18 protein-coding genes are annotated in these 20,138 nt (G+C 34.7%); 15 read left to right on the top strand and 3 right to left on the bottom strand.

All coding sequences use genetic code 11. From position 1 onward, the window contains the following. Positions 1-4: 4 nt before the first annotated feature. Positions 5-1,861: a RagB/SusD family nutrient uptake outer membrane protein gene (locus tag K6T82_RS21470; protein ID WP_223710496.1), complete on the top strand. Its 1,857-nt coding sequence runs from the start codon at positions 5-7 to the stop codon at positions 1,859-1,861. A gap of 92 nt (positions 1,862-1,953) precedes the next feature. On the opposite strand, the gene K6T82_RS21465 is transcribed toward K6T82_RS21470, so the two are convergent. Then, the gene (locus K6T82_RS21465) at positions 1,954-2,757 is read right to left on the bottom strand and encodes a TIGR00266 family protein (RefSeq protein ID WP_223710493.1); all 804 of its coding nucleotides are present in this window, start codon (positions 2,755-2,757) and stop codon (positions 1,954-1,956) included. Between the two features lie 177 nt (positions 2,758-2,934). On the opposite strand from K6T82_RS21465, the gene K6T82_RS21460 reads away from it, so the two are divergent. Together K6T82_RS21460 and K6T82_RS21455 are read left to right on the top strand one after the other, a co-directional pair. Further along, positions 2,935-3,291, top strand: coding sequence for a hypothetical protein (locus tag K6T82_RS21460; protein ID WP_223710490.1), 357 nt, complete (start codon positions 2,935-2,937; stop codon positions 3,289-3,291). 87 nt (positions 3,292-3,378) lie between these two features. Next, entirely contained in the window at positions 3,379-3,897 is a 519-nt protein-coding gene (locus K6T82_RS21455; protein ID WP_223710488.1) for a ferritin, read from the top strand. A gap of 59 nt (positions 3,898-3,956) precedes the next feature. Here the strand turns inward: K6T82_RS21455 and K6T82_RS21450 are convergent, their stop codons facing one another. Then, positions 3,957-5,249: an aminopeptidase P family protein gene (locus K6T82_RS21450; protein ID WP_223710485.1), complete on the bottom strand. Its 1,293-nt coding sequence runs from the start codon at positions 5,247-5,249 to the stop codon at positions 3,957-3,959. Positions 5,250-5,721: 472 nt separating this feature from the next. Between K6T82_RS21450 and K6T82_RS21445 the strand changes: the two genes are divergently transcribed. The 5 genes from K6T82_RS21445 to K6T82_RS21425 all read left to right on the top strand — a co-directional run bounded on the left by K6T82_RS21445 (position 5,722) and on the right by K6T82_RS21425 (position 8,703). After that, positions 5,722-6,354 (top strand): hypothetical protein, encoded by a 633-nt coding sequence (locus tag K6T82_RS21445; RefSeq protein ID WP_223710482.1) that lies wholly within the window; start codon positions 5,722-5,724, stop codon positions 6,352-6,354. 117 nt (positions 6,355-6,471) lie between these two features. Continuing rightward, the gene (locus K6T82_RS21440; protein ID WP_223710480.1) at positions 6,472-7,212 is read left to right on the top strand and encodes a LytTR family DNA-binding domain-containing protein; all 741 of its coding nucleotides are present in this window, start codon (positions 6,472-6,474) and stop codon (positions 7,210-7,212) included. A gap of 100 nt (positions 7,213-7,312) precedes the next feature. Then, positions 7,313-7,864, top strand: a complete 552-nt coding sequence (locus tag K6T82_RS21435; protein ID WP_223710477.1) for a hypothetical protein — start codon at positions 7,313-7,315, stop codon at positions 7,862-7,864. A 211-nt stretch (positions 7,865-8,075) separates the two neighbouring features. Then, positions 8,076-8,447 (top strand): hypothetical protein, encoded by a 372-nt coding sequence (locus K6T82_RS21430; protein ID WP_223710475.1) that lies wholly within the window; start codon positions 8,076-8,078, stop codon positions 8,445-8,447. 76 nt (positions 8,448-8,523) lie between these two features. Further along, positions 8,524-8,703, top strand: coding sequence for a hypothetical protein (locus K6T82_RS21425; protein ID WP_223710472.1), 180 nt, complete (start codon positions 8,524-8,526; stop codon positions 8,701-8,703). Between the two features lie 273 nt (positions 8,704-8,976). Here the strand turns inward: K6T82_RS21425 and K6T82_RS21420 are convergent, their stop codons facing one another. Beyond that, on the bottom strand, positions 8,977-10,338 hold the full coding sequence (locus tag K6T82_RS21420) for a hydroxymethylglutaryl-CoA synthase family protein (RefSeq protein ID WP_223710470.1): 1,362 nt from the start codon (positions 10,336-10,338) through the stop codon (positions 8,977-8,979). Positions 10,339-10,694: 356 nt separating this feature from the next. On the opposite strand from K6T82_RS21420, the gene K6T82_RS21415 reads away from it, so the two are divergent. The 7 genes from K6T82_RS21415 to K6T82_RS21385 all read left to right on the top strand — a co-directional run bounded on the left by K6T82_RS21415 (position 10,695) and on the right by K6T82_RS21385 (position 20,103). After that, entirely contained in the window at positions 10,695-11,360 is a 666-nt protein-coding gene (locus K6T82_RS21415; RefSeq protein WP_223710467.1) for a succinate dehydrogenase cytochrome b subunit, read from the top strand. Between the two features lie 15 nt (positions 11,361-11,375). After that, complete coding sequence (locus tag K6T82_RS21410; protein WP_223710465.1) at positions 11,376-13,376, top strand: fumarate reductase/succinate dehydrogenase flavoprotein subunit; 2,001 nt, start codon at positions 11,376-11,378, stop codon at positions 13,374-13,376. A 96-nt stretch (positions 13,377-13,472) separates the two neighbouring features. Continuing rightward, on the top strand, positions 13,473-14,219 hold the full coding sequence (locus K6T82_RS21405) for a succinate dehydrogenase/fumarate reductase iron-sulfur subunit (protein WP_177211807.1): 747 nt from the start codon (positions 13,473-13,475) through the stop codon (positions 14,217-14,219). Positions 14,220-14,412: 193 nt separating this feature from the next. Continuing rightward, positions 14,413-16,230 carry a type VI secretion system Vgr family protein gene (locus K6T82_RS21400; RefSeq protein WP_223710462.1) on the top strand — a complete coding sequence of 606 codons (1,818 nt, stop codon included), beginning with the start codon at positions 14,413-14,415 and terminating at the stop codon, positions 16,228-16,230. A gap of 6 nt (positions 16,231-16,236) precedes the next feature. Next, complete coding sequence (locus K6T82_RS21395) at positions 16,237-17,907, top strand: phospholipase effector Tle1 domain-containing protein (RefSeq protein WP_223710460.1); 1,671 nt, start codon at positions 16,237-16,239, stop codon at positions 17,905-17,907. Between the two features lie 58 nt (positions 17,908-17,965). Further along, entirely contained in the window at positions 17,966-18,994 is a 1,029-nt protein-coding gene (locus K6T82_RS21390) for a DUF2931 family protein (protein ID WP_223710457.1), read from the top strand. Between the two features lie 80 nt (positions 18,995-19,074). Next, a complete protein-coding gene (locus K6T82_RS21385; RefSeq protein WP_223710455.1) occupies positions 19,075-20,103 on the top strand; it encodes a DUF2931 family protein in 1,029 nt (342 codons plus the stop codon). Positions 20,104-20,138: the final 35 nt, after the last annotated feature.

The raw sequence follows: 20,138 nt of genomic DNA, 5'->3' as shown, positions 1-20,138 counted from the left end.
TAATATGAAAAAATATATAAATGTAAAATCATTAATTGTCTTTTTTCTGATTGGTTTTCTTCAATCATGTAGTTTAGACGAAAAGAACCTTACTACTGTTTCTCTGGATAAATCATACGGCGAAAGAGCAGGATTTGAAGGTTTAGTTAATAGTTGTTATGAAAATTTGTACTTCTTGCATGGAAAAATTGATTACATAGCGCCCACAGAAGCAGGTACTGATTCTTGGGAGAACATAGGTACAGGCGGAATTGGTTACGCACAATATACCAGTCAGTTGAATCCTGACGATGGAAATGTGAAAGTAATTTGGGGTACAACCTATGCGACTATAAATCTTTGTAATACCGCTATGTATTATGCTAAAGATGTGAAGGGGTATTCTTCTGCAGAAGAATTGAATGCGAAATTAGCAGAAGTATATTTTCTAAGAGCATTTAGCAATTTTATATTGGTAGAACAATTTGGAGGAGTGGTTTTGAGAACAAAATCATCTATAATTGAAGGAGTAGACAATGCACCGGTTCGTAGCTCTGAAAAGGAATTTTACGATTTAATTATCGAAGATCTAAAATTCGCATGCTTACATCTTCCAACGCAGCAAACACTACAAGGAAGAGTTGCAAAGAAAGCAGCTTATGGTTTGTTGGCTAAAGTGTATTTGCAAAGAACCCGATTAGGAGAAGTTTCTGAATATGCAAAATTGGCGCTAGAAACGGCAGAAGAATTAATTAATAATCCAGGAAAATACAATACAGCTTTGTATCTGAGTGATAATACTTCATCAGGATTTAAGAAGCTTTGGGACGGTAACAATAACAAGAAAAACACGGAGTTTTTGTTTACTCAAGGTATTGATCCGGGAGGTTTAAATCCGGAAGGTTTCAATAGAGGTAGAACAAGACAATATTATTTACCTGATTTGGCAACCAGAGGAGCAGAATGGGGAGCTGGAGCAACCAGTATTTTGTATGGAAGAGCAAACAGCCGTTTACTTAAACCAAGTAAATATTTGTTGACAGAAGTATTTTCTCCAGTTCCATCACCAGCAGATACTCGTTTTGCGGAGACATTTACTTATAAGTTTTATGCAGCAAGCAACAAGACCATTACGCAAGCAATGGCTACAGCTTACAAGAAAGATGCTTCTGTGGTTGGTTACACGATTAAGAATACTTTGGCGCAGGCTCTTCCTACGGTTAATTTTTATTCTCAAAGAATAGAAGAACAAATCAACATGAATAATGATGAAGGATTGTCTGTTTTTACTCCAAATTGGAACATCGATCCAGTAACTAAAAGTAAAATGCCCGTTTTGGTTGCAGATCCAAGCGATATCTTCGAGCCCGGAACAAATAAGTATAAGGACCCAACAATGTATCCAAACGATCCGAATTTGATTAATATGTTTCCAGCTATGCGAAAATTTTCTGCAGCATTGTATTGTCAAAGCAATCAATATTGGTTAGGAGATATTCCTATTATCCGTTTGGGAGAAGTGTATTTGATTGCAGCAGAAGCGGCTATTTTAAATGACAATAACCAATCTAAAGCATTGGGTTATGTCAATACTTTAAGAAAAAGAGCTGCCATAACTTCAAGAGAAAATGAAATGTTGGTGACAAGTGGCGATATGAACATTGATTTTATCCTAAAAGAAAGAGCAAGAGAATTATCTGGCGAACATACAAGATGGATTGATTTAAAGCGTACTGGAAAATTAAACAAGAATTATTTAGATCAGACAAATCCAATTGCGGGAGTAAATTTTGTTGATACTAAACATACAGTTAGGCCTATTCCGAGATCTTTTCTGGATGCAATTTCAAATGCCCAAGATTTTGGCACAAATGGTTATTAAAGGTTTTTTGGTTGGTTATCAGAAGCAGGTCGAAAGGCCTGCTTTTGTTTTTTAAGAAAAATGGCTCACATTTCTGTAAGCCATTCTATACTTTAAAATCGGTTGTCACCATCCAAGAGATTTCCTAATCCGCCAAGAAGACTTCCTTCCTCGCGACTATTGCCACCAGATCTTGGTGCCGATGCAATAATACGATCTGCCAATCTAGAAAAAGGTAATGATTGAATGAAAACCGTTCCCGGACCTTTTAAAGTGGCATAAAATAATCCTTCGCCACCAAAGATAGAATTCTTAATTCCGCCAATAAATTCAATATCATAATCGACATCTTTGGTGAAACCAATAATGCATCCAGTGTCTACTTTCAGGATTTCGCCAGGAGCCAATTGTTTTTTTGCCATTGTTCCTCCAGAATGTACAAATGCCATTCCGTCTCCTTCGATTTTCTGCATGATAAAACCTTCGCCGCCAAATAAGCCGCGACCTAGTTTCTGAGAAAATTCTATTCCGACAGAAACGCCTTTTGCAGCACATAAAAAAGAACTTTTTTGACAAATGAATTTACCTTGAAATTCAGTCAGATCAATTGGAAGAATTTTTCCAGGATATGGTGATGCAAATGAAACTTTGCTTTTGCTATTGCCTTGGTTTAAAAATGCAGTCATAAATAAGCTTTCGCCAGTCAATACTCTTTTACCTGCGCTTAAAAGTTTGCCAAACAAACCAGAACCTTGTTGTTGAGAACCATCTCCAAATATCGTTTCCATTTGAATATTGTTCTCCATCATCATAAAACTGCCAGCTTCTGCAATAACAATTTCCTGCGGATCTAATTCTATTTCAACATACTGCATTTCTTCTCCAAAAATCTGATAATCTATTTCGTGTGCTTGCATAATTTCTAATAATTTGTTTTTAAAATTAGTCTAATGATTTTTTAGAATGTTACAGTTTTTTAGTGTTCTTACGATGTATTTAAAAATAAAAACAACTTTTGTTATTTTAAATTAGTCTTAATTATGTGTTTAATTGCTTTTAATTCTATATTTTTGCACCGTTATAATTTTATCAGAATGGCATTAGTTAGTGATTTGACAACCAAAGTATTATTTGAAACCGAAAAAGGATACAGTTACCAATGTGATTTGACCAACAGCATTATTATCAATTTTGCTGATACAATGTCAAGTTATAAGATTCAAGATTTTTTGATTTTTCAAAGAAAGGTAAACAGCGTTGACATTTTGAACATGCTTTATGATTTGTCTGACCAATCAGATGCGCAGTTGATAGAAACTACAAAAAGAAATTTCTCCAGAAATCTTACTATCTGCGAAATAGTGCAGTTGCGAGAATTATTAAACGGAACTAAATTTACGCTTAGTTTGCATTCTATGCTTTGTAGTATGGTAAATGTTGAGCTTATTTAGATTCTTACTTAGATTAAATCCAAATTTTCGGACATTTAGGGCTACTCGCTTAAGTTTTTGTAATTTTACATTATAAAACTTAATGTTATGAAAGATTTACTAAGAACAAGCACGTCATTAACTGAAGGCGTAGAAAATATATTGAATTTACAAGCAAAATTAGAAAGCGATGCTTCAAACAAATATTTGGCTATGGCTGCATGGTTGGATAGAAACGGTTTTGCAAATACAGCAGGTTATTTATATAAGCAAGCTGAAGAAGAAAGAGAACACTTTCTAAAAATTTTCAAATTCATTACAGATATGGGAGGGATTGCAATTACGCCATCAGTTCCTGAAGTACAACAAGAATTTGCTTCTTTTAGAGAAGTATTCGAAATTGCTTTACAAAACGAAATTTCAGTTACTCAGGCAGTTAATAAAGTAATTGCAAAATGTAGAGCTGAAAATGATTATGCTACAGAAGAATTCATGATGTGGTATGTAGCAGAGCAAAGAGAAGAAGAGAAAAATGCAAGAAGAGCATTAGAACTTTTCGAATTAATCAACGGAAACGAAGCTGACGGTAAATTCCAATTGGATGTTCAGATTTCAAAAATCGGATAATTAAAAACCGATTTATAAATTAAAAAAGCCCTTAATACTTATTAAGGGCTTTATTGTTTTTATGAATTCATCAAAGTTTCGATTTCCTCAACTTCTACAGGAATGTTTCTCATCAAGTTAAAAGGTTCTCCTTTTTCCTGAACCACAACATTATCTTCTAAACGAATTCCGAATTTTTCGTTCGGAATATAAATTCCTGGCTCAACCGTAAAAACCATATTGGCTTTCATTGGTTCGTGAAGTAATCCGTAATCATGTGTGTCAAGTCCTAAATGGTGAGACGTTCCGTGCATGAAATATTTTTTGTAAGCCGGCCATTCTGGATTTTCGTTCTGAACATCCGCTTTGTCGATTAATCCTAAGCCTAATAGTTCTGAAGTCATGATTTTACCAACTTCAACATGATATTGTTTCCAAAGCGTTCCTGGCGTAAGCATTTTTGTAGCTTCATTTTTAACTCTTAAAACAGCATTATAAACCGCTTTCTGGCGATCAGAAAAACGTCCAGAAACTGGAATTGTTCTTGTCATGTCGCTTGAATAATTTGCATATTCAGCAGCAACGTCTAACAAAATCAAATCGCCTTCTTTACATTGTTGGTTGTTTTCGATATAATGTAAAACATTAGCATTGTTTCCAGAAGCGATAATTGGAGTATAAGCAAAACCTTTAGAACGGTTACGAATGAATTCGTGTGCCAATTCGGCTTCGATTTCGTATTCTGTAACATTTGGTTTTACGAATCCTAATAATCTGCGGAAACCTTTTTCTGTAATATCACAAGCATGCTGAATCAAGTCGATTTCTTCACTTTCTTTTACAGAACGAATTCTTTGTAAAATTGGGTTGCTTTTTGCAACATTGTGAGCTGGATAACGCTCTTTCCACCATTTTACAAAACGAGCTTCACGAGTTTCTGTTTCAACAGTCGCGCGGTAATGTTCGTTGGTGTTGATGTACATCGTATCGGCGTATGTCATCATTTCGTTCAAAACTTTATGAAAATCTTGTAACCAATAAACCGTTCTAATTCCAGAAACCTGAAAAGCACGTTCTTTAGTCAATTTTTCACCTTCCCAAACTGCGATATGGTCGTTTGTTTCTCTCAAGAAAAGAATTTCTCTTTGATTTTCGTAAGGCGCATCTGGAAACAAAAGCAATACACTTTCTTCCTGATCAACACCACTTAGATAAAAAATATCTCTGTGCTGTGCAAAAGGTAAAGTACTATCAGCACTAATTGGGTAAATGTCATTTGAATTGAACACGGCAACCGAATTAGGTTTCATTTCTGCCATGAATTTTCTGCGGTTTTTTACAAAAAGACCACTGTTTATTTGATGATATTTCATAATAACTTAGTTTTTGAACTTCGAATTTCAAAATTACATATTTTAAATGTATAGCGGAAAATTGATTTATTAAAGTTTTCTTATTTGTTTCTGATTTTGATTCGTTCTAAGTTTAACCGCAAAGTTCGCAAAGGTTTTTCGCAAAGAACGCAAGGAATATTTTTTTGAAGAAGTAAAAAAACGTAAAGTTGTTTCTTTAAGTTCTAAATAGAATAATCTTGCAAAGTCGCTAAAGCGCAAAGTTTTTTCCTCGGTCTTGTCCTCTCGACGAAGGAGACCCGAGCGATAGCGAATAGGCGAAGCAAATCTCCGCAAGAAACTCCACAAAAGATAATCACTCATAATCAGCTTCACATTCTTGAAGATACTTTTATTAAAATATAGCTTTTCTGATTGTTGAATTGTTTTTGAATTTAGAATTGTGTAATCTTGATGATGTAAAATTATTCTAAAATATTTTTTTATTCAGAAAATGAAAGACTTAATATTAGAAAGTAAAGGAATAAAAACCGATCAATATTTTATACCGCCTTTTGAGTTGTACGAAGGAGAATTGATAGTTATTTATATGGAGAACCATCGTTATCTGGAAGATATGAAATTGGAGTTAGTCTCTATTTTTGCAGGTATAAAAAAACATAAAAATGTAAAAGTAATAAAGCCGTTAACTTTTGCTAGACCTATAGAAGAATCAATGCTGAAAAGGATAATTTACCCGATGAATGTGAGGCAGTATTTAAAAAGAAATGCCGAGCTAAAAAGTTCTGTAGTGTCAAGAATATTTGAAATAGATAGTTTTACTAAAAAACATAAAATAAAAAATCTTAACACAAGCGAGAGAAAACGACTTTCGCTATGTTCTGTCTTTTCAAAAACAAAAAATGTCTCTTTTGATTTGAGAGGAGAGGGAGCCGACTATTACCTTAAAACATACGAATTTGTTAAGGAAGAAATAAAAAACGGAGGTGCAGCTATTTTAATTGACTGGAGTGATGATTTGAAAAATAACTGTTCGAAATTTATAACAATAGAATGGACAGTAGAATTTGAAGAATTAAAAAAGATAATTGACGGAAGTATTGCATTTTCTAAAATGTGCGACTAGTTTGAATACTGAAAATATTAAAATTAACGAATAAAACTTTGCGTCTTAGCGACTTTGCGAGCAAAAAACATTACGAACTTTGCGTATAACTTAGCGCTCTTTGCGGTTAAATAAAAAATGAACAAACTAAATCCATCAATAAAGCATCATTTAATAATTGCGAGTTTAATCAGCTTGTGGCTTTTTATATTCGCTTTTATCATAAAACCTTTTGATGATGGAACAATAAACTTTCAATCGTGGCTTTTGATCAGTTTCGGTTTTAGCGGATTGGCTTTTGTTTGTTATGCTGTTCTCGCTTTTCTTCAAAAAAAGATTCACGATAGAATCCAAAAGTGGAATATAAAACTCGAACTTTTGAGTCTTCTTTTTTATTATTCTATTTATTTAATTGGAGTTTATTGTTACTACAAAGGTCCAATTTTAAACGGAGGTTATAATTTTGGGCAGTTTTTTAGTGTCATCTTTATCAAAGTTGCTTTGATTTTGACACCTGTACTTATTCTTGCTAGAACTTATTTGATAAAACTAATTCCTGTAAAAGAAGATATTCTTGTAATTAAAGGCGAAAATAGATTAGATGTTTTAAAAATCAACAAAGCCGATTTGGTTTGTATTTCGAATGCGCAGAATTATGTTGAGATTTTTTATATCGAAAATGGAAAACTTCAATCAAAATTAATTCGTTCTTCGCTCAAAAAAGTTCAAGATGATTTTGATTTTTTAATGCAAATTCATCGTTCGCATTTAATAAATCCGTCGCATTTTAAATCTTGGAGAAATTCAAATACCATTATTTTAACTCAAATCGAACTTCCGGTTTCTAAAAACTATAAAGAATTTTTGTTGGCTTTGTAATTTCGTACCTAAAACAATGCGTTTTGTACCCAAGTCAATAAAATTGGGTTTTTAGAAATGGTTTCATTTTAGTTTTGCTTCATCAATTTTAAAACAAATTATGAAAACAAAACACTTTTGCATGATCGGATTACTACTTTTTTTAGTTAGTTATTTATTTTTTTCGGGCTTTATACCCAATTTAAGCGAATCGGTAGATTTTGCACATTGGTTTAATTTAATTGGCGCATGTTTATTATTATCTTTTAATGATGCATTTCCAAAAACAAAAATCAATAAAGTTGCTTCCGTTTTGACAACTTTGGGCGTGATTGCGCATATTGGTCTTTGTACAATCGACTTTATAATGTCGAGTTACGGAAACAACGAAATTGCAAAAGAGGCATTAAGTCATCAAGTTACAATTTCGCCATTGATTTTTTATCCGTTTATTGCCGTTGGTCCGTCTTTACTTTTTCTTGGTCTGGCATTGCATGCATTTGATTTTATGAAAACCGAAATTGTAAAATCTTTAATAGTAATTTTTGGTGCGGTTACTGTTGGGATTTCATTTTTTGTTTTGAAGGACGGAGTTTGGATGCTTTTTAGTTGTGCAGTTTTTTGTTTGGGATTAGGATTGTTGGTTCTTAATCAAGAAAAAGAAATGAAATAACCATAAAGGTTGTCATTTCGACGAAGGAGAAATCACACACGAAACTCCACAAACAAAATGGACAATCTTTGACGAGCTACTTGCGAAGATTCCTCGTTCCTCGGAATGACAAAAATGACGTAAAGGATCACGAAAAAAGTTGAAAGTTGATTAGTAATTAAAAACAAAGAACTAATATTGTAAAGAAATACTCTAAAAACTGAAAAAGATTTTGAAAAACCATTTAAAATACCTGTTTTCCCTTTTTGTGGCTTTGGTCGTAATGGCGGGTGATGGTGTTTTATATTCTCAAGCTAGTTCTCCTGAGTATTATCAATCTTCTTTTGTTGTTTCGAGAAAAGAAATAGATCTTAAAAATCTTCGCGTTTACGTTTTTAATCAAGTTAAAAGAGCTGGAAAAACTGTATTTCCGATACTTTTAATTGATTTTAGATTAAAAGAAGTTTTAAATTCTCAAATTCGAATTGTCTTTCAATTACATAAAAATCTTCATCAAAATATTGCTTCATTTATAAATCAGTCGGTTTTTATAAATGAAATAAGTACTTCAAGCAACTTCAAGAAAAGTTTATACACGGCTTAAAAATTTTATTTCTACGCCATTATGCTATTTCATGGCATAAGATGATTCATAATGTCTAATCATTTATCATTTTAAAATGTATAAACAAACTCATAAAAAAGGTTTAGAGCCATCTAAGCCACGACTTCATTGGTTAAAACGAAAATTAATTCTAATCATTACGGCTTTCATGCTCGGAATGGCAAACGGAATGCATACGGAAGATACCAGAATTAAAGGCAATCAAAATTATACAGAACAGCATAAGAAGGATTAAATTTAATTGGATAATGTGACAATTTGATAATTAGATAATTCTTAATATTTGAAACTATGCGATTTTGCCTTTGTCAAAGTTTTAAACTTTGACAAAGGTTTTTAAGGTGCTGTCGTCATTGCGAGGAACGAAGCAATCTCATCGCGTGTGACATTTGTTAGTGTGGTTGCTTCGTTCCTCGCAATGACACGCTGTGTGTAAATAAAAAGCCGAAGCTATTAAACTTCGGCTTTTTATTTGGAATTTGGGTTTTCAAAAATTGGAATTTAATTATTATTCCACCCATTTATAATAACGAGCTCCAATTAAAACAGGAATCTCTTTTTCGATTCGGTCTAAAACCCATTCGTTTTTCGGAGTTCTTACGCTTGTTTTTTGTTCTTTTTTGTGAAGACTTTCGTAAGTATTGAAATCAATTTCTACGCTTTCTCCTAAATTTTCAAAAAGCTTCACATTTGCTAAAGCCGATTGCCATTCTGGTTGAATTGTTCCTTCGAAAACTTTCGATTTAGATCCGCTTCCGTAAGCTAAGAAACCAAATTTAGTTGCTGCAACTTCTTTTTTAGTATCGTAAAAATGAGCCAAAGTCGACAATAATCCCATGAAAATAGAACCTGTATAAAGGTTTCCAATTAATGAAGATGCTAATTCAGCTGGCTGTAATTTCTCGGTTACAAATGTTTTGTAATCATCAGATTTTGCTACTTCTTTAATTTTTGTCTGATAATCTGCAGGTGCAATATCATCAGCAATAATCTTTTCAGCACTGTCTAAAGCGTAAATTTCAGACAACATTCTTCTTCCTTGAAAAGAATACGGTAAGTGCATGATAATACTTGTCCAAGTATTATATAAAGTTTCGGTAGTATTTTTTAATTTTTTGAATGAAAAGTAAGCATTACGCGTACGATCCATATAACATTGGTTTGAATACTGACCGTCAAAAACCGGTTGATCTTTATGAATTTCAATTTCAGCTTCTAAATTATCAAACCAAGAATCGTTGTTAGTGTTTTTAGTAATTTCTTCTTTAGAAATAGTTCTGTATGGTTTGAAGAAATCGAAAACACCTTTTGTACTTGTTGCCCAATTGTCATCAAAAGCAATAATTTTCGGGTTTGCAGTAATCAACATTGCAACAGCTCCAGCGCCTTGTGTATACTCACCACCAGAGTTTAAATCGTATTTTGCAAAGTCGCTAGTAACCACAATTGCTTTTTTGGTAGGATTCAATTTTACAAAATCCAAACAGTTTTGCATAGCGTCTACACCGCCAATACAAGCAAAAGTGAAATCGACAACATCGCATTCGGCCAAAGCATCTTCGCCAAATTTTTGCTCCATTAAACTAATTAAATAAGATGCAATTGGTTTCGAACTATCGATGCCGCTTTCGGTACCAACATAAATTCGGCTTATTTCGTTTAAGTTTATTTTATTATCAAGTATAAGTTTTGTTAGTGCGTTTGCTCCAAAAACAACAGCGTCTTGATGAACATCTGGAAAGGTCATTTTTAGTAAGCCAAGACCTTTTTCTAATTTTTCTGGTTCAATATTTCTGGCAATGGCCAAAGTTTTTATGGGTAAATGTATGTTTGCTACATCAAATGAGATAGCATCAATTCCTGTTTTCATTATCAATTTTTTGAGCCGATAAAGGTAAAACTATGTTGTGGACTGGCAATTTTTTGACGGAATAAAATTTTTAACGCAGGTCACTTTTGAAGAAAACAAATCAAAACTTTGAATAAAATAACAATATGATAAATTTTTGGTAATTCTAAAAGATCAGAAAGTGCTTAGAAATAGCTATAAAGCAATTTTTTGAAAATTTTTATACTAAATTATTTATTATTAAAAACAAATTTATAAGTAAAAATACTTAGGAGTAGGCTATTTTAAAATCATTATAAATAACAGCGAAATGGTTGTAGTTCTTTTGTAATTGAGTTATTTTTGTCTAATTTTTTAAAACAAACTACTTAACACTTATGGCACAATCTGCACAGTTGAATGCTTCCATCTTAAAGAAAGTAGCAATGGCTCTTTCGGGAATATTCTTAATCACGTTTTTAGCGCTGCATGTTACCTTAAATTTTATTTCTGTTCTTAGTGAAGACGTTTTCAACGAAGCTTCACATTTTATGGGGTACAATCCGCTGATTCAGTATGTAATGCAGCCAGTTTTGGCATTTGGAGTAATTTTCCACTTCGTAATGGGATTTGTACTTACAGCACAAAACAGCGCAGCAAGACCAATTGCATACGCTAAATACAACGGAGCTGCAAACGCTTCTTGGAGTTCTAGAAATATGATTATTTCTGGATTGGTTATTTTGGCTTTCTTAGGATTGCACTTTTATGATTTCTGGTTTCCTGAAGTTAGCTACAAATACATAGCAGGAACTGCACCAGACGCTACAAGATATTATGGTGAGTTAGTTCACAAATTTCATGACCCAATCCGTACAGGATTATACTGTGTGTCTTTTGTCCTTTTAGGATTCCACTTATGGCACGGGTTTGCATCTTCTCTTCAATCTGTAGGGATGCACAACAAATACTCTAGATTTTTAAGTAAAGTAGGTTTATGGTTTGCTGTAGTAGTACCAGCTGCTTTCGTAATTATCGCATTATTTCATCATTTCAACCAATAATTAATATCAATTATAATGGCATTAGATTCAAAAATTCCAAATGGTCCTATAGCGGACAAATGGACAAATTATAAAGATCATATTAATTTAGTAAACCCAGCTAACAAACGTAATTTAGATATTATCGTTGTTGGTACAGGTTTGGCTGGAGGTTCGGCTGCGGCTACTCTAGCAGAGTTAGGATATAACGTAAAAGCATTCTGCTTCCAAGATTCTCCACGTCGTGCGCACTCTATTGCAGCACAAGGAGGTATCAACGCGGCAAAAAACTATAAAGGTGACGGTGACTCGATCTACAGATTATTTTACGATACTGTAAAAGGTGGAGATTACCGTGCTCGTGAGGCAAACGTTTACCGTTTGGCTGAGGTTTCAGGAAATATTATTGACCAATGTGTGGCTCAAGGGGTGCCATTGGCTCGTGAATACGGCGGATTATTAGATAACCGTTCTTTTGGAGGAACTTTGGTTTCTCGTACATTTTATGCACAAGGACAAACTGGACAACAATTATTGTTAGGAGCTTATTCTGCAATGAACCGTCAAATTGGTCGTGGAAAAATTAAAATGTACAACCGTCACGAAATGCTAGACTTAGTAATCGTAAACGGAAAAGCGAGAGGTATTATCGCTCGTAACTTAATTACAGGAGAAATTGAAAGACATTCTGCTCACGCGGTAGTAATTGGTTCTGGAGGATACGGAAACGTATTTTTCCTTTCTACAAATGCTATGGGAAGTAATGCAACAGCAGCTTGGAAAATTCATAAAAAAGGAGCGTTTTTCGCAAATCCTTGTTATACACAAATTCACCCAACATGTATTCCGGTTTCAGGAGATCACCAGTCTAAATTGACTTTGATGTCTGAATCTTTACGTAATGACGGTCGTATTTGGGTTCCTAAAAAATTAGAAGATGCTCAGGCAATCCGTGAAGGAAAGAAAAAAGCAACTGATTTATCTGAAGACGAAAGAGATTATTTCTTAGAAAGAAGATATCCTGCTTTTGGTAACTTAGTACCTCGTGACGTTGCATCTCGTGCAGCTAAAGAAAGATGTGATGCTGGTTTTGGGGTTAACAAAACTGGAGAAGCGGTTTACTTAGATTTCGCTGCGGCAATCAAACGTTACGGAACTGAAGATGCTTACGTAAAAGGTTTAGACGATAAAGATGCTGCTTTGGTAACTAAATTAGGAGCTGCAATAGTGAAAAGTAAATACGGAAACTTATTCCAGATGTATTACAAAATCGTCGATGAAGATCCATATACAACTCCAATGATGATTTACCCAGCGGTTCACTATACAATGGGTGGAACTTGGGTTGATTATAACTTAATGACTACAATTCCTGGATGTTTCTCAATTGGAGAGTCTAACTTTTCTGATCACGGAGCAAACAGACTTGGAGCTTCTGCTTTAATGCAAGGTTTAGCTGACGGATATTTCGTATTGCCTTATACTATCGGAGACTATTTAGCTCCAGATATTAAAATGGGTGAAATTTCTACAGATTTACCAGAATTCGTTGAGGCTGAAAAAGCAGTAAAAGATCAAATCGAGAAATTTATCAATAATAATGGTAAACACTCTGTAGATTACTTCCACAAAAAATTAGGAAAAATTATGTGGAATAAAGTAGGTATGGCTCGTAATGCTAAAGGATTGGCTGAAGCTATCGAAGAAATTGCTGCTTTACGTGAAGAGTTTTATAAAGATGTAAAAGTTCCTGGAAATGCTAACGAATTTAATCAGGAATTAGAAAAAGCGACTCGTGTTGCCGATTTCTTAGAATTAGGAGAATTGTTCGCGAAAGATGCTTTACACCGTAACGAATCTTGTGGAGGTCACTTCCGTGAGGAATACCAAACAGAAGAAGGAGAAGCACTTCGTGACGACGAAAACTTTGCATACGTTGCAGCTTGGGAATACAAAGGAAAACCAAGTGATGCTGTGTTACACAAAGAACCTCTTAATTACGAAAACATTAAATTAGTTCAAAGAAGTTATAAATAAGAATTTGGTCGAAAGCCCAAAGTCTTAAAGTCAAAAGGCAAAATGTGCCAAGCGACTTTCGACTTTCGACTTTATGACTTTCAAACGAAAAAGGTTATGAAACTTACATTAAAAATATGGCGTCAAAAAAACGCACAAGATAAAGGAGGGATTGTAGAATATCCTATCGATGGAATCGAACCAGACATGTCTTTCCTTGAGATGTTAGACGTTCTTAACGAAGGTCTAATCAACAAAGGTGAAGAGCCTGTAGCATTTGACCACGATTGTCGTGAAGGAATCTGCGGAATGTGTTCTTTATTCATCAACGGTGAAGCGCACGGACCAGACAGAGGTGTTACAACTTGTCAGTTGCACATGCGTATGTTTAAAGATGGTGACACGATTTTTATCGAGCCATTTAGAGCAAAAGCTTTCCCAGTAATTAAAGACTTAGTGGTTGACAGAAGTTCTTTTGATAGAATTCAACACGCAGGAGGATTTATCTCTGTAAATACTTCTGGAAATACAATCGACGCGAATACTATTCCAGTTCCAAAAGACGATGCAGACAAATCATTTGATGCTGCTGCTTGTATTGGTTGTGGAGCTTGTGTTGCAACTTGTAAAAACTCTTCAGCAATGTTATTCGTTTCTGCAAAAGTTTCTCAATACGCATTATTGCCACAAGGTAAAGTTGAAGCTACTGATCGTGTTTTACACATGGTTCACCAAATGGATTTAGAAGGTTTCGGAAACTGTACAAATACAGGAGCTTGCGAAATTGAATGTCCAAAAGGAATCTCGCTTGAAAATATCGCACGTATGAACCGTGAGTATTTAGCAGCAAGTTTAAAAGGATAAAGAATACAATTTAGTATATTTAAAAAACGCTTCCGTTTTACGACGGAAGCGTTTTTTGTTTTAAAAATTATTAAATATCTTAATATGGTTTTATTGGGTAAAAAAATCTTATTATGATATACAAATGTCTTTTAGGGCAGTTTGTTTGGTTTTCACAATTCTAAATTTATAGAATAACTTAAACTAACCAAGCATGACTAAGAGTAAATTCTCAGAACAAGTTCATATTTCAATCAGTTCCTTCGAAAAAAATATTATTTATTACGATTTCCAACTTTCGCAGAAAATGGCCGACCACCATTACTTTTCGTTTACTTGGCAGTACACTGGAAAAGCTATAATTGCCCCCGAAGATCAGGAAAAAGCCATCAGCAAATATATTGGAAGTGAAGTCATTTTTACATTCAAAGTCGGCAGCATCAGACTGATGTCAAAAGGAATTATTGAAGGATTAAAATCGGTTGATCTTCATGGAAGTCCTGCCGGTCTTCATGTTTACGGAATAAGCCATACCGTTTTTTTGGATGATAATGAAAAATCTAGAATTTTTCTTAACCGAAACCTCCAGCAGATTGCACTGGAAATTTTTGCCGAAACCAATTCTGGCGAATTTTATCAGCGAGAAGCGATTGTTCCCACTTATAAAAAAGAATTTTCGAACAAGCCGCAGTATAACGAAACCAGTTTCAATTTCTTAAAAAGGCTTGCCACACGTTATGGACAATGGTATTATTTTGACGGAATGCGCATGCAGTTTGGCCAGACAAAAGCCAGCAACGTAAAACTTATAAATGGATCTTCGCTTCATAAATTTACGATTGAGACCAAATTGGCTTCGCACAAAAGCTCTTTTGGTGGTTATGATTATACAAATGCATCAAGCATCCGCAGTTCATCTGAAAAAACCACAACAGGAAGCCGTGACAGGTTTGCCGTTTCAATGGGATTCAATCAAGGACAAATAGCGCGAAGAGAATTAAAAATTGGAGCTTACACCAATAACGCCAAAGATAAGGACGAAATTGAAGAAATGGTCAAACTCCAAACTTCTGCAAGCGATGCAAACTGTGTTTTTTACAGCGGAATTTCCTATTACCCAATAGGTTTGGGGCAGGTTTTTACCATTCAGAATAAAACGGTTGAACACGAATTGATAGCCGTAGAAGTTATCCATCATTCAGAAATAAACGGAAATTATAGCTGTGAGTTTAAAGCCATTCCATCAGATGTTTCGGTTCCCCATTACACCAATCCCAAAGCATTTGCTTTTGCCGACAGCCAGCCCGCAAAAGTCATAGACAACAACGACCCGGAAAAAATGGGACGCGTAAAAGTAGAATATTACTGGAATGGCTGGGATAATGAGAGCGACTGGATAAGAATGATTCAGCCTCATGGTGGTGCAGGAAAAGGATTTTATTTCATTCCCGAAATAAAAGAAGAAGTATTGGTAGGTTTTGAAGGCGGTAACGTGGAATCTCCATATATAATGGGAACCCATTACAATGGGGCAGCTTCATCTGGATACGAAACTCCACAAAATGACTTAAAAGTAATGCAGACAAGAAGCGGAAACCGAATAATTTCTGATGATGCAACAGGTGATATTACAATTGAAAGTCAAAAAGGGAAAACAATAGCTGTGATTTATGGTGACGGAAATATCAGATTTAAAGCTCCAAAGAATATAGAGTTTGAAGCTGGAGAGGATATTATTATAAATGCGGGGCAAAACATGAATACGATCGTTGGTATTAATCAAAATGTAACTATTGGCGGTAATAAAACGGAGACAATTGGAAAATCGATATTCTTAACCATAGGTATTGATTTTATGACTAGAATAACAGGCAATTTAACCGAACTTATAAGAGGAAAAAGAGAATCTGAATCAAGCGAAAGAAAAGAAATTGCCAAGAGCGCTTCGTTAATTAGTACAGAAGAAAACATAGAGGTGCACGCTTCTAAAAACCTGAATAAATACAGTGGCGAAAACTCTACAGCATCATAATATATCATGAGTATTCTTAGAATAGTTGAGGGTGAAATGATAAACACCACAACGGGCAAAATGGATCTCCGCACCACAGATGGAGATTATGTTATTCATGCAACAGGCAAAAATAGATGGCATGGCGGTGACGAAGGTATTTACGAGAAAGATTATGAACCTTCAGATCCCGAAGATTCATTAGATAATATGATTAGTGTAACCCTAAACATTTTTTTTGATGGTACGCAAAACAATAAGACAAATACCGCAGCAGGAAAAAAACATAAAAGCTCCAACCAACTCGATGACAGTTATACCAACGATTACACCAATATAGCAAGAGGTTATGATGCTATAAATCCTGAAGCTGCTTTTCAAAAAGCTTTATACATAGAAGGTATTGGTACTGAAGATCTCGAAAAGGATGATGTTTTTCCAGATGTTGCCATGGGTATGGGGTCTAGAGGTATTGTAGCAAAAGTGGTGAAAGCTTGTGTAAAAGCTCCTGTTGAGTTGAAAGAATATAAAAATAAAAAGATTGATGTCTTAAAAATAAATGTATATGGTTTTAGCCGGGGTGCCGCCGCCGCAAGACATTTTTTGCATATCGCTAATACTCCTGCTTTGATTTATAGTAATCTACCTGATAATAAAGTACAGGTTCTTGCACCGGGGTATTATGATGGTATGGAAGATGGCGATACTAAGTTTATAGTATCAAATTGTCTGCTTTTAGAAAAGAATGGTTTTTTGGCAGCATGCCTACTTCGTAATAAATTTAAGATTGATGAAATAGAGTTCGATTTTGTTGGTCTTTATGATTCAGTAGCTTCTCATGGAGTTTATCATGGCAATGATGTTGAAGATTTACATTTAAAAGCCATAAAAAAAGCAACATTTGTTGTGCAGCTATCTTCAGACGATGAATATAGGGAAAACTTTGATTTGACTAATATACAAAGTGCTGGCCTGCATGGATTAGAATTAACGTTGCCAGGGGTGCATTCAGACATTGGAGGATCTTATCTAAATGAGGCAGTAGAAAAATCTGTTTTATATTATAAAAAAGAATCCATATACAACAGAATGATACTGCATTCCGATCAAGAAATTAAAAAATTTAAAGAAATAGTAATCAACGAAGGCTGGTTTTCAAAACGCCAGATCGAATCGCGCATTTTTCAGAAACATGAATTAAACCGTAATGTATACGAACATTCTGCAGAGGGCAAAGAAACTTTTTATGCATTGTTAGGTACGCGCCAGCTCTATAACACTTATGATCAGATTCCACTGCATTTGATGTTTCACTTTTCTCAGGATAGAAAAGTACAGTATACTGCTAGTAAATTAACTGAAACCTATTCAGTTAAAGACGAATTTATTGTAAAGATTAAAAATAATTTAAATAGATACGTAAATGCGTGCAATGATTTACGTAATAGTTACATCGAAATATACAAAGGAGATCTTTATGATAAGGAATCACTAAACCGTGATTATCTATGGAAATTGAAAAAAATAGCGTACTGGGATTATCTGGATTTAGAAAGTACACAAAAATTGAGAAACCAGTACTTGCATTGGTCCGTAAAAGCAAATGAAATAGGACTTGGGGCGAGAGAAAGTCAGGCACCCTCTAAAGAAGGGGCGCTATTGGAAAAATACCGTAAAAGAGAAATACACAATGGGTAAAAAAGCGATAAAAATTTTAGTGTTTTTTTTAGCCTCTATACAAATAACAAGCTGTCAAATGATAAAAGAGAAAACACCCGAATGGCATGCCGAAATGTCTCATCCAAATAATGATTATATGATAGATATGGTAAAAGATGAAATTTTTACCCTAGAGGGTATTCATGCCGGCATGCCGTATGGCAGTTCCTCGGGAAAATGGGGGAATTCAGGAAAAATGTGGACGGAACAGCACGGTACTCCTATTGGGGCAGACCTAACGTATTATGCCAGTTATGATAACGCTTTTTATAGGCTTAAAGTAGATTTTCCTGTAGAAAAGATGAAAGATCTTGTTAAACGTCGTTATGCGTTTGCAGAGGTAAAAGGAAAAACAATTGAAGAATATAAATATGAAGGAGATCCTGATTTACAATTTTCAATGTATGATTCAGATACTGCATATGAATCATATGATGCTTTTACAAGTCTTATTTTTGGTTTTGCCCCAAAAGGCATGGTTGTGGTCTGGGTAAATTACGGCTTAACGGTAATCGAAATAGGACGTTATCAGGCGAAGGTTATTACAGATCAGCAAGAATTAAATGACTCAAAAGAGATCCATTTGCGAACCTGGCGTTTTACCCCAGAATATTTTGATGAACTGGCAGCCAAAAAATACAATCCCAATGCGAATTGTAAATTATGGGATATGTACCGTGTGCGCTACCAGTGGAAGCCAGTTTTTAGTTCTGAGAATGCAGCATTCAGGATTTTTGAGGTAAATACAGAATATTACAATGCCGAAAAAGACCAGATGCTCCGTCCTTGGCTTTTAGAAAATAAAATGAGAGACAGGGCACTCCCGCGCGTGATGCAGTTTTTCTGGGAAACAGCAAAAGAAGAAAAATTTGAAGGGAGAATTTTCTTTAACCGTGATGAACTTTTTGAGCGTTTTAAAACAGCATTGACAGAAAACGAAATTCAGATAAAAATTGCAGAAGACAACCGAAGTATTGAAGTGCTGCTTAATGGTCAAGTTCTTAAAGTGGACAGCATTCGTATTTATCCCAATAGCGATTATGTATTTAATGAATCTTATAAATAAGAAAATTGGGGCGCATGGATAAAAAAGCGATAAAAATCTTAGTATTTTTTTTAGCCTCTATACAAATAACAAGCTGTCAAATGATAAAAGAGAAAACACCCGAATGGCATGCCGAAATGTGTCATCCAAATAATGACTATATGGTAGATATGGTAAAAGATGAAATTTTTACCCTAGAGGGCATTCATGCCGGTATGCCGTATGGCAGCTCCTCAGGAAAATGGGGAAATTCAGGCGGTATGTGGACCGAACAGCACGGCACTCCTATTGGGGCAGACCTAACGTATTATGCCAGTTATGATAATGCTTTTTACAGGCTTAAAGTAGATTTTCCTGTAGAAAAGATGAAAGATCTTGTTAAACGTCGTTATGCGTTTGCAGAGGTAAAAGGAAAAACAATTGAAGAATATAAATATGAAGGAGATCCTGATTTACAATTTTCAATGTATGATTCAGATACTGCATATGAATCATATGATGCTTTTACAAGTCTTATTTTTGGTTTTGCCCCAAAAGGCATGGTTGTGGTCTGGGCAAATTACGGTTTAACAGTAATCGAAATAGGACGTTATCAGGCGCAGGTTGTTAAAGATCAGCAAGAATTAAATGAGGCAAAAGAGATCCATTTGCGAACCTGGCGTTTTACCCCAGAATATTTTGATGAACTGGCAGCTAAAAAATATAATCCCAATGCCAGCTGTAAATTATGGGACATGTATCGTGTACGCTACCAGTGGAAGCCTGTTTTTACTTCTGAGAATGCTGCATTCAGGATTTTTGTGGTAAATACAGAATATTACAATGCCGAAAAAGACCAGATGCTCCGTCCTTGGCTTTTAGAAAATAAAATGAAAGACAGGGCACTCCCTCGCGTGATGCAGTTTTTCTGGGAAACAGGAAAAGAAGAAAAATTTGAAGGGAGAATTTTCTTTAATCGTGATGAACTTTTTGAGCGTTTTAAAACAGCATTGACAGAAAACGAAATCCAGATAAAAATTGCCGAAGACAACCGAAGTATTGAAGTGCTGTTTAATGGTCAGGTTCTTAAAGTAGACAGCATTCGTATTTATCCCAATAGCGATTATGTATTTAATGAGTCTTATAAATAAGAAAATTGGAGCGCATGGATAAAAAAGCGATAAAA

This window comes from Flavobacterium potami, assembly GCF_020026915.1.
Classification (GTDB): domain Bacteria; phylum Bacteroidota; class Bacteroidia; order Flavobacteriales; family Flavobacteriaceae; genus Flavobacterium; species Flavobacterium potami.
The sequence above is the reverse complement of the archived record's forward strand: the minus strand, read 5'-3'. Positions and strand labels throughout refer to the sequence as shown.

What these genes read in the sequence shown, in the direction of transcription:
- K6T82_RS21410 (WP_223710465.1), top strand. Translation starts at nt 11,376, where the DNA reads ATGGCATTAGATTCAAAAATTCCAAATGGTCCTATAGCGGACAAATGG.
- K6T82_RS21415 (WP_223710467.1), top strand. Translation starts at nt 10,695, where the DNA reads ATGGCACAATCTGCACAGTTGAATGCTTCCATCTTAAAGAAAGTAGCA.
- K6T82_RS21425 (WP_223710472.1), top strand. Translation starts at nt 8,524, where the DNA reads ATGTATAAACAAACTCATAAAAAAGGTTTAGAGCCATCTAAGCCACGA.
- K6T82_RS21455 (WP_223710488.1), top strand. Translation starts at nt 3,379, where the DNA reads ATGAAAGATTTACTAAGAACAAGCACGTCATTAACTGAAGGCGTAGAA.
- K6T82_RS21385 (WP_223710455.1), top strand. Translation starts at nt 19,075, where the DNA reads ATGATAAAAGAGAAAACACCCGAATGGCATGCCGAAATGTGTCATCCA.
- K6T82_RS21395 (WP_223710460.1), top strand. Translation starts at nt 16,237, where the DNA reads ATGAGTATTCTTAGAATAGTTGAGGGTGAAATGATAAACACCACAACG.
- K6T82_RS21400 (WP_223710462.1), top strand. Translation starts at nt 14,413, where the DNA reads ATGACTAAGAGTAAATTCTCAGAACAAGTTCATATTTCAATCAGTTCC.
- K6T82_RS21390 (WP_223710457.1), top strand. Translation starts at nt 17,966, where the DNA reads ATGATAAAAGAGAAAACACCCGAATGGCATGCCGAAATGTCTCATCCA.
- K6T82_RS21420 (WP_223710470.1), bottom strand. Translation starts at nt 10,338, where the DNA reads ATGAAAACAGGAATTGATGCTATCTCATTTGATGTAGCAAACATACAT.
- K6T82_RS21470 (WP_223710496.1), top strand. Translation starts at nt 5, where the DNA reads ATGAAAAAATATATAAATGTAAAATCATTAATTGTCTTTTTTCTGATT.
- K6T82_RS21440 (WP_223710480.1), top strand. Translation starts at nt 6,472, where the DNA reads ATGAACAAACTAAATCCATCAATAAAGCATCATTTAATAATTGCGAGT.
- K6T82_RS21435 (WP_223710477.1), top strand. Translation starts at nt 7,313, where the DNA reads ATGAAAACAAAACACTTTTGCATGATCGGATTACTACTTTTTTTAGTT.
- K6T82_RS21450 (WP_223710485.1), bottom strand. Translation starts at nt 5,249, where the DNA reads ATGAAATATCATCAAATAAACAGTGGTCTTTTTGTAAAAAACCGCAGA.
- K6T82_RS21405 (WP_177211807.1), top strand. Translation starts at nt 13,473, where the DNA reads ATGAAACTTACATTAAAAATATGGCGTCAAAAAAACGCACAAGATAAA.
- K6T82_RS21465 (WP_223710493.1), bottom strand. Translation starts at nt 2,757, where the DNA reads ATGCAAGCACACGAAATAGATTATCAGATTTTTGGAGAAGAAATGCAG.
- K6T82_RS21445 (WP_223710482.1), top strand. Translation starts at nt 5,722, where the DNA reads ATGAAAGACTTAATATTAGAAAGTAAAGGAATAAAAACCGATCAATAT.
- K6T82_RS21460 (WP_223710490.1), top strand. Translation starts at nt 2,935, where the DNA reads ATGGCATTAGTTAGTGATTTGACAACCAAAGTATTATTTGAAACCGAA.